Consider the following 14,116-nt stretch of genomic DNA (forward strand, 5'->3'; position numbering starts at 1 on the left):
TCACTCCGCGCGCGCCTGGGGATAGAACGCTGGGGAGACGAATTGCTGTGGAGAACGGTCGTGGGCGCTCGGATGAGCCCATGCTTGCCGCATGCGAACTCAGATACCGGCCCCTCTCCGAGGTGAGCCGTTCAGCCTGGACGAGGGCCGACGTGCTGGTCTCAGCGAACGTCGGATGCGCGACCGCGATCTTCGTCGGCCGCACCGCGGAGTGAGGGTGGAAGCCCGGGTACCGATCGGTCTCGAGTCGCGGTGCCGGGCCTACGCGGTGCTGCAACGCCCGGGCCACTTCTTCAGCCATACGACCGCCGCGCGCATCTGGGGCGTCCCGCTTCCGCCCTGGCATCCCGCCGAGACCCTTCACGTGGCGACGCACGCACCGTCGCGAGCACCACGGGTGCAGGGGGTGGTCGGGCATCAGTTCGAAGACCACCGCGTCGGCATCCGCTCGCGCCATGGCCTCGCGGTGGCGGATCCCGTGTCCACCTGGCTGCATCTCGCGACCGGTCTGAATCACTACGACCTCGTGGCCGCAGGCGATTACCTCGTGCGCACGCCGCATTACCCTGTCCCGGGCGACGCCCGACCCTTCGCGACCATCGAAGAACTGGCACGGCGGACGGCCCGCTACGGCGGTCGAGGGCGGCGGAACGCGGCACTCGCGCTCGACCGCATCCGTACGGGTGTCGACTCTCCGCAAGAGACGCGATTGCGCCTGCTCATGGTGGACGACGGGTTGCCCGAGCCCCTGACGGACGTACCGATCCACGATCAGGCGGGCGAGCGGATCGCGTGGGTGGACCTGTACTACCCCGGTCTGCGTCTCGTCATCGAGTACGACGGCGAGCAGCACCGCACGAACGACAAGCAGTACGCGCGTGACGTCATCCGGCTGGATGCCCTCCGCGATGAAGGCGAGCACGTGCTGCGGGTCGGCAAGCTCTCCCTCAGCGGCTCGGGCCTACCCGCCCTCACCCGCATCCGCGACCGAATGCACACGCTCGGCTGGCCCGAACGGGCCGCGACTTGACAGAAGTCGCCCGGAAACACGCCCACTTGCCACAAGTTGCGGCAAGTCGCGAGGGCTGAAGGGTGACGAGGGGCGGGCTACTTCTTGAGGGCGCGGATGACGCGGGAAAGGGACCAGCCGGCGGTGACGATGACCGGGATGGAGACGGCGAGGAGGGAGATGATGTTGGGCTGGAATGTAGCGGTGCCGCCGGTCTTCACGTACGCGCCGATCGGAACGCTCAGGCCGCCACCGCCGAAGCCCTCGGCACCGGCGTCGCCGCCCATCAGCGGGCGCGAGACATCGGTGGGCAGATTGGCGTTGCCGTTGGTGGTGCCGTTGCCGCCACCGAAACCCGCCCACACCAGGGCGACGGGTACGATGCTCACCCCGTCGAGCTCGACCGGGGCGCCGTACGCCGCGCCGACTCCGATGGATTTGGTCGCGTCGGTCAGGGTGTCCACGAGGTTCGCCATGGCCATACGCTATCGCGATCATCCCCGCCGGGGTAGAGGTGCGGCGGTGGTCACCCAGCCGGAACCCGGTAGCGTGAACTCCGAATCGACAGGAGATCACATGCAGTCATGGCCAGGATCGGCCTACCCGCTCGGCGCCACCTACGACGGGAGCGGAACCAACTTCGCCCTCTTCAGTGAGGCGGCACACCGGGTGGAACTCTGCTTGTTCGGCGACAAGGGCGCCGAGACCCGGGTGGAACTGACCGAGGTGGACGCCTTCGTCTGGCACGCCTACCTCCCCCAGGTGCAGCCGGGCCAGCGCTACGGATACCGCGTGCACGGCGACTACGACCCGAAGAGCGGCAACCGGGCGAACCCGAACAAGCTTCTGCTCGACCCGTACGCCAAGGCGACCAGCGGCGCGATCGACTGGGACCAGTCGCTGTTCTCGTACAATTTCGGCGACCCCGACTCCGAGAACGACCAGGACTCGGCCAAGCACATGACCTACGGCGTGGTCATCAACCCCTTCTTCGACTGGGCGGGCGACCGCAAGCTGCGCATCCCTTACAGCCAGAGCGTGATCTACGAGGCGCACGTGAAAGGCCTCACGGCGCTGCACCCCGAGGTGCCGAAGGAGCAGCGCGGCACCTACGCGGGCGTCGCGCATCCGGCCGTCATCGAGCACCTGCTGAAGCTCGGCATCACCGCCATCGAGCTGATGCCGGTGCACCAGTTCGTGAACGACAGCACGCTGCTCGACAAGGGCCTCAGCAATTACTGGGGTTACAACACGATCGGCTTCTTCGCCCCGCAGAACACCTACTCCTCCACGGGCGACCGCGGGCAGCAGGTGCAGGAGTTCAAAGGCATGGTGAAGTCGCTGCACGCGGCCGGCATCGAGGTCATCCTCGACGTGGTGTACAACCACACCGCCGAGGGCAACCACCTCGGCCCCACGCTGAGCTTCCGCGGCATCGACAACGCCGCCTACTACCGCCTGATGGAAGACGATCAGCGGTATTACATGGACTACACCGGCACCGGCAACACGCTGAACGTGCGGCATCCGCACTCCCTGCAGCTCATCATGGACTCACTGCGCTACTGGGTGACCGAGATGCACGTCGACGGGTTCCGCTTCGACCTGGCCAGCGCCCTGGCGCGCGAGTTCTACGACGTCGACCGGCTGTCGACCTTCTTCGAGCTCGTGCAGCAAGACCCGGTGGTGTCGCAGGTGAAGCTCATCGCCGAGCCGTGGGACGTGGGCCCCGGCGGCTACCAGGTGGGCAACTTCCCGCCGCAGTGGACGGAGTGGAACGGCAAGTACCGCGACACCGTGCGCGACTTCTGGCGTGGCGAGCCCTCCACCCTCGGCGAGTTCGCGAGCCGCTTCACCGGCAGCGCCGACCTCTACGAGCACTCCGGCCGCCGCCCGGTGGCGAGCATCAACTTCGTCACCGCGCACGACGGCTTCACCTTGCGCGACCTCGTGAGCTACAACGAGAAGCACAACGACGCCAACGGCGAAGACAACAACGACGGCGAATCGCACAACCGCTCCTGGAACTGCGGCGTCGAAGGCCCGACCGACGACCCGAAGGTGCTCACCCTCCGTGCGCGCCAGCAGCGCAACTTCATCGCCACGATGCTGCTCTCGCAGGGCGTCCCGATGCTGCTGCACGGCGACGAGCTCGGCCGCACGCAGCAGGGCAACAACAACACCTACGCCCAGGACTCGCCGCTCACTTGGGTGAACTGGGACAGCGAAGACCAGCCGCTGATCGAGTTCACGGCCGCGGTCACCCGGCTGCGGAAGGAGCATCCGACGTTCCGGCGCAGCCGCTTCTTCGACGGCCGCCCGATCAAGCGCGGCAAGGGCGAGCCTCTGCCCGACATCGCCTGGCTGAACGAAGACGCCACCGAGATGCAGCCCGAGGAATGGGACTCGTCGCTCTCGCGATCGGTCGGCGTGTTCCTCAACGGCCAGGGCATCCGGGCGCGCGATCCGCGGGGCAATCCGCTCAGCGACGTGAACTTCCTGCTCTACTTCAACGCCCACGACGAAGACCAGGAGTTCACCCTCCCCTCGGCCGAATACGCGCCGAGCTGGGACGTGGTGATCGACACCGCCGGAGAAGCGGCGGATTCCCAGGTGTTGGAGGCTGGCGGGCAGCTCACAGTCGGGGCACGCTCGATGGTGGTGCTGCGCGTCCACCGCGAGCTCGAGGTCGAACCCGACCACTCGGTGGCGGCTTCGCTCACCGCGGCGGCCGACGCGGCTGGTCAGATCACGCCGTCCATTCCCTCAGCCGGCTAGAAAGAGATTCCGGATGCGCGTTCCCCGCTCCACCTACCGCCTCCAGCTGACCGCCGACTTCACCCTCTGGGATGCGGCGCGCCTGGTTCCCTACCTCGCCCGGCTGGGGGTCGATTGGGTCTACCTCTCGCCCATCCTGCAGGCCGAGGAGGGGTCGCAGCACGGCTACGACGTCACCGACCACTCCCGGGTCGACGAGTCGCGGGGCGGGCCCGACGGCCTGCGCGCGCTCTCCGAGGCGGCGCACGAGGCCGGGCTCGGCGTGCTCGTCGACATCGTGCCGAACCACGTGGGCGTGGCGACCCCGTCGCAGAACCCGTGGTGGTGGGAGCTGCTGAAGGGCGGCCGGGAATCGCGGATGGCCGGAGCCTTCGACGTGGACTGGGACGCGGGCGGCGGGCGCATCCGCATCCCCGTGCTCGGCGACGACTCGGTGGAGGCACTGGAGATCGACCGGAGCGGTGCCGAGCCCGTGCTGCGGTACTACGACAACGCGTATCCGATCGCTGCCGGTACGGCCGATGACGGCGCCTCCGCTCAGGAGGTGCACGACCGGCAGCACTACGAGCTGGTGAACTGGCGCCGCGAGGGCAGCGAGCTGAACTACCGCCGCTTTTTCGCGGTGTCGACGCTCGCGGCGATCCGGGTGGAGGAGCCGTGGGTGTTCGACGAGTCGCACGCCGAGATCGGCCGCTGGTTCCGTGAGGGACTGGTCGACGGGCTGCGGGTCGATCACCCCGACGGGCTCGCCGATCCGAAGGGCTACCTCGACCGGCTGGCCGAGCTGACCGGCGGCGCGTACGTGCTGGTCGAGAAGATCCTCGAGGGCGACGAGCCGTTGGAGACCGACTGGGCGACGGCCGGTACCACGGGGTACGACGCACTGGCCGGCATCGACCGGGTGTTCGTGGATGCCGCGGGCGAGGCCGCGCTCGACGCGCTCGCCGCCGAACTGCGGCAGGACTCCCCCGTCGTCCCCGAGCCGGGCAGCTACCCCGAACTCATCCACGACACCAAGCGGGCGGTCGCCGACGGCATCCTGCAGTCGGAGGTACGGCGACTCGCCCGCGACATCGAGCGCGACGGCGGACTGCCGACGCCGACGCCGGACGAGACCGTCTGGGATGCCCTCGCCGAGCTGCTCGCGTATTTCCCGGTCTACCGCTCCTACCTGCCGGCCGGGCAGGAGCACCTCGACACGGCTCTCGCTCGCGCCGTCGAACACCGGCCCGAGTTGCGCGGTGCGCTCGAGGAGGTCGCGGCCGTGCTCGCCCGCACGGGAGGTGCGGCGAGTGCCCGCTTCCAGCAGACCTCCGGCATGGTGATGGCCAAAGGCGTCGAGGACACGGCGTTCTACCGCTGGTCGCGCCTCACGAGCCTCAACGAGGTGGGAGCCGAGCCGGACGAGTTCGCGGTCGACGTCGAGCGCTTCCACGCCCTCCAGCGGCGGCGCCTCGACACGCTTCCGGATGCCATGACCACGCTCTCCACGCACGACACGAAGCGCTCGGAAGACACCCGGGCGCGCATCACGGCGCTGGCGGAGGATCCGGATGCCTGGGCCGGCACGCTCGCCGAGCTGCGGCGGCCGCATCCGCTCGGCGACGGCCCGTTCGAGAACCTGCTCTGGCAGGCACTGCTCGGCACCTGGCCGCTCGACCGCGAGCGCGCGCAGGACTACGCCACCAAGGCCTCGCGCGAGGCGGGCACCTCCACCGGGTGGCTGGCCGTGAACGAGACCTTCGAGGAGGCGATGAAGGCGGCGGTCGACTCCGTGTTCGTCGATCCGATCGCCGGCCGCGCCATACAGACCGCGGCGGACGCCGTTCGCCGGGCGGGCCGCAGCACCTCACTGTCGCAGAAGCTCGTGCAGCTCACCACGACCGGGGTTCCCGACGTCTACCAGGGCACCGAGCTCTGGGACCACTCGCTCGTCGACCCCGACAACCGCCGCCCGGTCGACTACAGTCTGCGCGCCGACCTGCTCGAGCATCAGGATGCCGGAGAGTCGCCGGAGTTCACGCTGTCGGCGGGCGAACCCGACGACCTGGGAGCGGCGAAACTGCTCGTGGTCTCGGCCGCGCTGCGGTTGCGGCGCGACCGGCCCGAGCTGTTCACCGACTACCTGCCGCTCGAGGCGCGCGGCAGCGCCGCCGACCACGTGCTCGCCTTCGACCGGGGCGGCGCGATCGCCGTGGCCACGCGCCTCCCCCTCGGCCTCGAGCGCCGAGGCGGCTGGGACGACACCACCCTCGAGCTGCCCGCCGCCCGCAACGGCTACGTCGACACCCTCACCGGCCGCCTCTACGGCGCCGAGCACGGCGACGGCGGCATCCGGCTGGCCCAGCTGCTCGAACGCTATCCCGTTGCCCTACTGCAGAGGATCGACGAATGACCAACCCGACCGGCTTCCGTGTCTGGGCGCCCCGCGCCACCACCGTCGAGCTCGTGCTCGCCGACGGCGCCGAGCCCGCCGACTCCCGCGCGCATCCGATGTCCCGTGCCGACGACGGGTGGTGGGCATCCGGAGGCGAGGTCTCCTGGGCCCCCGGCCTGCACTACGGCTTCCAGCTCGACGGCGAGGGCCCGTACCCCGACCCGCGCTCGCGCCGGCAGCCCGACGGCGTGCACGGCCTCTCGCAGACCGACGACCCCGTCGCGTACGCCTGGCAGGACGGCGCGTGGGCCGGCCTTCCGCTGGACCGCGCCGAGATCTACGAGCTGCACCTCGGCACCTTCACGCCCGAGGGCACGCTCGACGCCGCCGCCGCGCGGCTGGACCACCTGCGCTCGATCGGCGTCACGCACGTCGAGCTGCTGCCCGTGAACGGCTTCAACGGCACCCACAACTGGGGCTACGACGGCGTCGCGTGGTTCACCGTGCACGAGGGCTACGGGGGTCCGGATGCCTACCGCCGCTTCGTCGACGCCTGTCACGCAGCCGGTCTCGCGGTCATCCAGGACGTGGTCTACAACCACCTCGGCCCGAGCGGCAACTACCTGCCGCTGTTCGGCCCGTACCTCAACGACAAGAACAGCAACACCTGGGGCGTCTCGGTGAACCTCGACCACGAGGGTTCTCAGGAGGTGCGACGGTACATCCTCGACAACGCGCTGATGTGGCTCGAGGAGTACCACGTCGACGGGTTGCGCCTGGATGCCGTGCACGCGCTGGTCGACGGCTCGCCCACGCACCTCCTGGCCGAGCTGGCCGCCGAGGTGGAGTCGCTCTCCGAGCGCAGCGGCATCCGTCGTCTGCTGATCGCCGAGTCCGACCTCAACGACCCGGTGATGTTCACGGCACGGGCCGAGGGCGGTCACGGGCTCGACGGGCAGTGGAGCGACGACTTCCACCACGCCGTGCACGTCAACCTCACCGGGGAGACCACGGGCTACTACGCCGACTTCGACTCGGTGGGGGCGCTGGCGAAGGTACTCACGCGCGGGTTCTTCCACGACGGCACGTACTCGAGCTTCCGCGAGAAGACGCACGGCGTCGAGCTCGACCGCGCGGCGACCGCTCCCTGGCGGCTCGTCGTGGCCTCGCAGAACCACGACCAGATCGGCAACCGGGCCATCGGCGACCGGCTCACGGCCACGCTCGATGCCGAATCGCTGGCCGTCGCGGCCGCGCTCACCCTGCTCGGGCCGTTCACGCCGATGCTGTTCATGGGCGAGGAGTGGGCCGCTTCGACGCCGTGGCAGTTCTTCACCTCGCATCCGGAGCCCGAGCTCGGCGAGGCAACCGCGAAGGGCCGCATCAGCGAGTTCGCCAAGATGGGCTGGGACCCGGATGTGGTGCCCGACCCGCAAGACCCGTCCACGTTCGAGAATTCGAAGCTGGACTGGTCGGAGCTCACGGATGCCGCCCACCCCGAGCACGCCGCCATGCTCGAGGTGTACCGCCGCCTGGCCGCGATCCGGGCCACCCTGCCCGCGGGTGACTCGGTGCGTCTCGCCGACGTGCGCGTCGACTTCGACGACGACGAGCGCTGGCTCACCCTCGAGCGCCCCGGCCTCGTGCTGGTGGTCAACCTCTCCGACGAGCCGCGACCCCTCGCGCGCATCGCGCCGCGCCTGGGCGAGGTGCTCTTCGAGTCGCGCGCCGCGCTCCGCGGCGAGCCCGCAACGGCTGCCGGCGCGACGCCCACGGAGGCCGCACCCCGCTCGGTGCTGGTGACTCGCCCCGCGGACTGACGCCGTCCCTTCCTCGCGGATGCGGTTCGAAAAAGCTGCGAATAACGCCTAGCGACCCCATATACGGCCTCGCTATGGCTGAAATGCAGCTTTTTCGAACCGCACCGTCGCGCTGGTGCTATCGCCGGGTACCGTTCCGCTCGGCGGTTTCGCCTGAGCGCGGCGCGTTCACCAAAGATGCGGGGCGCACCATGTCGGTGCCGAAACGGGCCGTGACCTGGTCGATCGTGCGTTCGGCATCGTGCCAGCCTTCGGAGGGTATGGTCTCGTCGGCCCAGAGGGAGGGCTGGTGCACCGTGCCACCCGCCTCGGAGAGCTGTTCGACGCGCACGCCGATCAGGCGGATCGCGTCGCCCCGGGTGCCGACCGCGTCGAAGACCGCCGAGATCTCGTCGTAGATGCGGCGGCCGAGATCGGTGGGCTCGGAGAGGGTGCGTGAGCGCGAGATGGTGGTGAAGTCGGCGAAGCGCAGCTTCAGTGCCACGGTCTTGCCCACCAGGCCCGCTGCCCGCAGGCGCACGGCGACCCGGTTGGACTGATCGAGCAGTTCGCGCCGCAGCACCTCCGGTGAGCGCTCGTCGACGTCGAAGGTGCGCTCGTGCCCCACGCTCTTCTCCTGCGCGGGCGGCAGCACCGGCCGGGTGTCGATGCCGAGCGCCAGCTCGTGCAGCTTCTCGCCGGAGGCCGCGCCGACCGCGCGGACGAGGGCATCCAGCGGGGTCTCGGCGATGTCGCCGACCGTGCGCAGCCCCAGCCGCTCCAGCCGCTCGGCGGTGCTCCCGCCCACACCCCAGAGCGCCCGGACGGGCAACGGATGCAGGTACCCGAGCACTTCCGACGGCCGGATGACGAGCATCCCGTCGGGCTTGGCCCGCCCGGAAGCGAGCTTGGCCATGAACTTGGTGGGTGCCACCCCCACCGAGCAGGGCAGCCCGGTCTCGGCGAACACCTGGGCGCGCAGCCGGCGGGCGATCTCGTCGGACTCGCCGAGCAGGCGGCGGGCGCCCGCGACATCCAGGAACGCCTCGTCGATGCTGAGCGGCTCGACGTGCGGCGTGACCGAACGGAAGATCGCCATCACCTGCCGCGAGTAGTCGCGATAGAGCTGCATGTGCGGCTCGAGCACCACGGCCTTCGGGCAGAGCCGCAGCGCCGCCCCGACGGGCATGGCGGAGTGCACGCCGAAGGCCCGGGCCTCGTACGTGGCACTCGTGACGACCGCCCGCCCCGAACGGCCGCCCACGATCACCGGCTTGCCCACCAGCTCGGGATGCGACAGCAGCTCCACCGAGGCGAAGAACGCATCCATGTCGACGTGCAGGATGGGCGGACTCGGCTCGGCCGGCCCGCTGCTCCCGCTCACGACGGTGGGCGGCTCGGTGGACATGCCTCGAGCCTACGTGCCCCCACCGACATCGGGGCAGACGCCGAGGTCGCGGGGTGACCGATCCCCCGGCCCCCGCATCCGACACGCCCCCAGCCCGAGCACCTCAAGCTCCCAGACTTCACCCAGACCAGGGGAAAATACTGATCGACGCCAGGCCGCCGCCCGGTGCACGACCGAATCGACAGGATCCCCCCGCCCGTGAATCCCGTGAACGTCATCCTCGACGTCGGAATCCTCTCCGGCCCTTTCGTGATCGCCGTGTACACCGCCGCCGTCGTCACCGCCCTGCTGCTGCTGTTCGTCGTGCCCGGCCCGCGCTGGCGGCGCCTGCCCTGGTTCGGCTTCGCCGTCGTCGCCGCGCTGCTCGGCGGCGCGATCGGGCTCGGTCTCACCTGGCTGCTCTCCGACCAGCTGAACCTCTTCGGCGCCGAGCTCACCGCGGTCGCCCGCATCTGGATCGCCGTCGGGTTCGCCGCGAGCGCGATGGCCCTCGCCTCCTTCTGGCGGGGCACCTGGCGACGGATGATCGCCTCCGTGCTGGCCGTGGTGCTCTTCGTGGCCACGGCGGCGATGAGCATCAACATCGACTTCGGTCAGTACACCACCATCCGCAGCGTGCTGGGCATCAGCGCGTACTCCGACGACCTGCCCGACATCAACGCCGACGCCACCGCCGCCATCGCCACCTGGACCGCTCCGGCCGGGATGCCCGAGAAGGGCACGGCGAGCAGCGTCACGATCCCGGGCACCACCTCGGGCTTCGCCGCCCGGCCCGCCGTGGTCTACCTGCCGCCGGCCGCCCTCACCGCGAACCCGCCCAAGCTGCCGGTGCTGATCATGCTCTCCGGCCAGCCCGGCAGCCCCGACGACCCGCTGGCGACGGCGAAGCTGGAGACCAGCCTCGACGCCTACGCCGCCGCGCACCAGGGTCTCGCCCCGATCGTGGTCTCGCCCGATCAGCTGGGCGCGCCCGAGGTCAACCCGATGTGCGTCGACTCCCCCATCGGCAACTCGGCCAGCTACCTCACGGTCGACGTCCCCGCCTGGATCAACGCCAACCTGCCCGTGCTCGCCGGCCCGCACTATTGGGGCATCGGCGGCCTCTCGCAGGGCGGCACCTGCTCCATTCAGCTCGGGGCGGCGCATCCGGAGCTGTTCGGCGCGATCCTGGACGCCTCGGGCGAGGAGTATCCGCGCATCCACGACGAGCAGAACGCCATCGCCCAGGGCTTCGGCGGCGATGCGGCCAAGTACGAGGCCGCGAAGCCCGCCTCGATCCTGGCCGCGAACGCCCCCTACAGCGACATGTTCGCGGTGTTCGGCGTCGGCAGCGAGGACTCCTCCTACCTCCCGGGCATCAAGACGCTCTACGCCGACGCGCAGGCGGCGGGCATGACCGCCACCTACATCGAGGCGCAGGGCAGCGCGCACGACGCCACCACCTGGTCCTACGTGTTCGAGAAGGGGCTGGGCCTGATCGCGGATCATTGGGGCCTCAACCGATGACGCCCGCTCCCCCGGCTTCCGGATCGGCGGGACGCGCGCCCGACGGCGCCGCGCCGGCGGACACGACGCCTGCCCCGCCCGCACTTCCCTCGACTCCTGCACCGCACCGCGCCGCATCCCGGGCCAAGCGGATGCTCGCCCGCGCGCGCACGGTCCCCGTCACCTGGGTGGTGGTCGCCCTGGTACTGGTGGCCAGCCTGGGGCGCCTGATGCTGCGCCCCGGCCGTGCCCGCACCGGCGTCGACGACTTCGTCGCGACCGGCTTCGACGCCGTCTTCGTGCGGCACGACTGGCTCTCCACCCTCACCTCGGTGTTCTTCGTCTGGAACCCGGTCGTGCTCGCCGTCGTGCTGATCGCCCTGATCATCGGCATGGGCTGGTCGGAGCGCCGGATGGGGCACCTGCGCACCGCGATCGCCTTCGTGTTGGTGACCGTGGTGGGCATCCTGCTCGGCCTCACCACGCAGGCCCTCGGTCTCGTGCTCGACCTGTACTCGGCCGAGATCACCCGGGTGCACCGCACGGTCGACCCCGTGATCGCGCTGGCGGGCGTGGTGATGGCCGCGAGCGCCTTCGCCGGCCCGCTGCTGAAACGTCGCATCCGGATCGTCGGCTTCACCGTCATCCTGGTGTTCGTGCTCTACTCGGGGCAGCCCTCCGACCTGTTCCGCCTGTTCGCGGCCATCGTGGGGCTGCTGCTCGGGATGGCGATGGCGCACACCCGGATCGTCGTGCGCCGCCCGCGCGCGACCCGGCGCGAGGCCCGCACGCTGCTGGCGGCGGTGGTGGCGATCACCGCGCTCGGGCCCCTGGTCACGATCGTCTCGCCGAGCGGGAACGGGGTACTGAATCCGCTCGGGCTGCTGTTCCGCGACCCCCTGCGCGACTACGCCGCCATCGCGGCGCGCTGCCAGACGGGTGACTACTCCCGGCACTGCGTCGACGCGTTGGCGCTGTCCCGCCTGGACGGGCCCGGCGCCGTCGCCCTCACCCTGCTCCCGCTCGTCGCCCTGTTGGTGTCGGCCTGGGGCATCCAGCGCGGGCGCCGGGTGGCCCTGTGGTTCGCGGTGGGCATCAACCTCGCGCTCGCGTTGCTGGCCGCGGTGTACTTCGGGTTCCTGCCGCTGCTCTCCTCGAGCGAGTTCAGCACCTTCCAGACGGCGGCCGCCGACGACTACCGGGTGTTCGAGATCGTCTCGGCCCTCGTGCCGCTGGCCATCGCCGCGGCGCTCGTGGCCTCGATCCGGCTGTTCCCGGCCGAGCACGGCACCCGCGCCACGGCACGCTTCGCGGGTCTCGCGCTCGGGCTGTTCGCCGGGATCGCCCTGCTCTACCTGGCGATCGTCGTCGCGGTGCGCGACCAGTTCTCGCCCGTCGCCTCGGTCGGCGAGCTGCTGCTCGACCTCCCCGAGCGCTTCGTGCCCGTGGGCTTCGTGTCGTTCGAGCCCGCCGACATCTTCCCCGCCGGCCCCGTGGCCGTGATCGCCTCGCAGTGGGTGGGGGCGGTGTTCTGGGCCGGACTGATCGTGCTGGCCATGATCGGGATGCGCAGCCGGCCGCGCGGGTCGACGAGCGACGAGGCGCGCATCCGGGAGCTGCTGGTGAACGGATCGGGCGGCACCCTCTCCTGGATGGCGACCTGGCCGGGCAACCACTACTGGTTCGCGCCCTCCGGCGGTGCGGTCGCGTACCGGGTGATCGGTGGGGTGGCGATCACGACCGGGGATCCGCTCGGGCCGCCGGCGACGCATCCGGAGACCGCGCTCGCGTTCAGCACCTTCTGCGCAGACCGGGGTTGGACGCCCGCCTTCTACTCGGTGAACCGTTCCCTGCGCGAGCACTTCGCCGCCGACGGCTGGTCGTCGATGCAGGTGGCCGAGGAGACCGTGGTGGATGCGCGGGGCTGGTCGACCGACGGCAAGAAGATGCAGGACATCCGCACCTCGATCAACCGGGCGGCGAAGGAGGGCGTGCGGGCCGAGTGGCTGCCGTATGCGCAGCTGGGGGCGTTCCACAGTGCGCAGATCCGCGAGATCTCGGAGCTGTGGGTGGCGGAGAAGGACCTGCCCGAGATGGGCTTCACGCTCGGCGGCGTGGACGAGCTGATGGACCCCGAGGTGCGGCTGATGGTCGCGATCGGCCCCGACGACCGGGTGCAGGGCGTGACCAGCTGGCTGCCGACCTTCTCCGACGGCGTGGTGGTGGGCTGGACGCTCGACTTCATGCGCCGCGGGCCGTCGAGCATGAACGGGCTGATGGAGTTCTTGATCGCGCAGACGATCCTGCGGGCGCGCGACGAAGGGGTGGCGTTCGTGAGCCTGTCGGGGGCGCCGCTCGCGGTGGCGGACGGCGGGGCCTCCACGGGCACCGGCCCCGATGCGGCGCCGGCTGCCGGCATCCTGCCGTTCCTCAGTCGCACGCTCGAGCCCGTGTACGGGTTCCGCTCGCTGCTGCGGTTCAAGATGAAGTTCCGCCCCGAGTTCCAGCAGCTGTACCTCGTGTACCGCGATCCGCTCACCCTGCCCGCCATCGGGCTGGCCCTCGGCCGCGCGTACCTGCCCACGCTCTCGGCGCGGCAGGCGCTGCGCACGCTCGCCGCGCGCGACTGACCGGCAGCCGGGCTGCGGCCGGCTGCGGCCGTCTGTACCTCTGGACCGATCCTCAGCCGAGCGGACGGGCCAGCAGCGCCACCACGACCGAGCCGCCCTTGGTGGCCTGGCGGCCCACCTCGGCGAAGCCCAGACGGCCGTGGAAGCGCAGCGACCCGGGGTTCGGCGGTTCGACGTTGACCTCGCAGTCGACCTCGGATGCCCCGTCGGCGGCTGCCGCCTCGAACACCACCTCGTAGAGCAGAGCACCCAGCCCGGCCCCGCGCTGACCGTCGCCCACCACGATCCGGTCGACGTAGAGAAAGCGCTCGCCGCGGGCACTGAACCAGCGGTAGTTCTCGCTGGCGTAGTCCAGGCCCGGCGGGAGGGCGAGCACGAAGCCGAGCACGGCATCCGGATGCTCGTCATCGACCACGGCGACGGCGAGCCGCGACTGCGCCACCAGCCCGGTCATCTCGGCGAGGTCGATCTCGTTCACGGCGGGCACGGCGGCCGTGTTCAGCACCAGCAGCTGCGGCAGGTCGGCGGGGGTCAGCGGGCGAACGGTGTGCATCCGTCAACGCTAGCGTGCGGCATCCTGCTCTGTTCGCTGACCGCGAATCGGGTGCATCCTGGAGGCGTTCCTCGGAA

General features: G+C 70.5%; 9 protein-coding genes. 6 read left to right on the forward strand and 3 right to left on the reverse strand.

Annotated elements, in window-relative coordinates:
- Window positions 1-175: 175 nt before the first annotated feature.
- The gene (locus ACN4JJ_RS09595) at window positions 176-1,030 is read left to right on the forward strand and encodes a putative endonuclease domain-containing protein (protein WP_440709686.1); all 855 of its coding nucleotides are present in this window, start codon (window positions 176-178) and stop codon (window positions 1,028-1,030) included.
- Window positions 1,031-1,107: 77 nt separating this feature from the next.
- On the opposite strand, the gene ACN4JJ_RS09600 is transcribed toward ACN4JJ_RS09595, so the two are convergent.
- Window positions 1,108-1,485 carry a hypothetical protein gene (locus ACN4JJ_RS09600; protein WP_440709687.1) on the reverse strand — a complete coding sequence of 126 codons (378 nt, stop codon included), beginning with the start codon at window positions 1,483-1,485 and terminating at the stop codon, window positions 1,108-1,110.
- A gap of 100 nt (window positions 1,486-1,585) precedes the next feature.
- Here ACN4JJ_RS09600 and glgX point away from each other — a divergent pair, with 100 nt between their 5' ends.
- Genes glgX through treZ form a run of 3 tightly spaced genes read left to right on the forward strand, consistent with a single transcriptional unit; the run spans window position 1,586 to window position 7,984 of the window.
- Window positions 1,586-3,787, forward strand: coding sequence for a glycogen debranching protein GlgX (glgX, locus tag ACN4JJ_RS09605; RefSeq protein ID WP_440709688.1), 2,202 nt, complete (start codon window positions 1,586-1,588; stop codon window positions 3,785-3,787).
- 13 nt (window positions 3,788-3,800) lie between these two features.
- On the forward strand, window positions 3,801-6,182 hold the full coding sequence (gene treY / locus ACN4JJ_RS09610; RefSeq protein WP_440709689.1) for a malto-oligosyltrehalose synthase: 2,382 nt from the start codon (window positions 3,801-3,803) through the stop codon (window positions 6,180-6,182).
- Window positions 6,179-7,984, forward strand: coding sequence for a malto-oligosyltrehalose trehalohydrolase (gene treZ / locus ACN4JJ_RS09615; RefSeq protein ID WP_440709690.1), 1,806 nt, complete (start codon window positions 6,179-6,181; stop codon window positions 7,982-7,984). Before treY ends, treZ begins: the two co-directional genes overlap by 4 nt.
- Before the next feature lie 118 nt (window positions 7,985-8,102).
- Here treZ and ACN4JJ_RS09620 read toward each other — a convergent pair whose 3' ends face one another.
- On the reverse strand, window positions 8,103-9,371 hold the full coding sequence (locus tag ACN4JJ_RS09620) for a DNA polymerase IV (RefSeq protein ID WP_440709691.1): 1,269 nt from the start codon (window positions 9,369-9,371) through the stop codon (window positions 8,103-8,105).
- A 198-nt stretch (window positions 9,372-9,569) separates the two neighbouring features.
- On the opposite strand from ACN4JJ_RS09620, the gene ACN4JJ_RS09625 reads away from it, so the two are divergent.
- Together ACN4JJ_RS09625 and ACN4JJ_RS09630 are read left to right on the forward strand one after the other, a co-directional pair.
- Complete coding sequence (locus ACN4JJ_RS09625; protein ID WP_440709692.1) at window positions 9,570-10,877, forward strand: alpha/beta hydrolase; 1,308 nt, start codon at window positions 9,570-9,572, stop codon at window positions 10,875-10,877.
- Entirely contained in the window at window positions 10,874-13,486 is a 2,613-nt protein-coding gene (locus ACN4JJ_RS09630) for a phosphatidylglycerol lysyltransferase domain-containing protein (protein WP_440709693.1), read from the forward strand. Before ACN4JJ_RS09625 ends, ACN4JJ_RS09630 begins: the two co-directional genes overlap by 4 nt.
- A gap of 52 nt (window positions 13,487-13,538) precedes the next feature.
- Here the strand turns inward: ACN4JJ_RS09630 and ACN4JJ_RS09635 are convergent, their stop codons facing one another.
- Window positions 13,539-14,039: a GNAT family N-acetyltransferase gene (locus ACN4JJ_RS09635; RefSeq protein WP_440709694.1), complete on the reverse strand. Its 501-nt coding sequence runs from the start codon at window positions 14,037-14,039 to the stop codon at window positions 13,539-13,541.
- Between the last annotated feature and the right edge of the window lie 77 nt (window positions 14,040-14,116).

It is taken from the genome of Herbiconiux dendrobii, from assembly GCF_052048175.1.
GTDB lineage: Bacteria > Actinomycetota > Actinomycetes > Actinomycetales > Microbacteriaceae > Herbiconiux.

What these genes read in the sequence shown, in the direction of transcription:
- ACN4JJ_RS09620 (WP_440709691.1), bottom strand. Translation starts at nt 9,371, where the DNA reads ATGTCCACCGAGCCGCCCACCGTCGTGAGCGGGAGCAGCGGGCCGGCC.
- glgX (WP_440709688.1), top strand. Translation starts at nt 1,586, where the DNA reads ATGCAGTCATGGCCAGGATCGGCCTACCCGCTCGGCGCCACCTACGAC.
- ACN4JJ_RS09600 (WP_440709687.1), bottom strand. Translation starts at nt 1,485, where the DNA reads ATGGCGAACCTCGTGGACACCCTGACCGACGCGACCAAATCCATCGGA.
- treZ (WP_440709690.1), top strand. Translation starts at nt 6,179, where the DNA reads ATGACCAACCCGACCGGCTTCCGTGTCTGGGCGCCCCGCGCCACCACC.
- ACN4JJ_RS09595 (WP_440709686.1), top strand. Translation starts at nt 176, where the DNA reads ATGCGCGACCGCGATCTTCGTCGGCCGCACCGCGGAGTGAGGGTGGAA.
- ACN4JJ_RS09635 (WP_440709694.1), bottom strand. Translation starts at nt 14,039, where the DNA reads ATGCACACCGTTCGCCCGCTGACCCCCGCCGACCTGCCGCAGCTGCTG.
- ACN4JJ_RS09630 (WP_440709693.1), top strand. Translation starts at nt 10,874, where the DNA reads ATGACGCCCGCTCCCCCGGCTTCCGGATCGGCGGGACGCGCGCCCGAC.
- treY (WP_440709689.1), top strand. Translation starts at nt 3,801, where the DNA reads ATGCGCGTTCCCCGCTCCACCTACCGCCTCCAGCTGACCGCCGACTTC.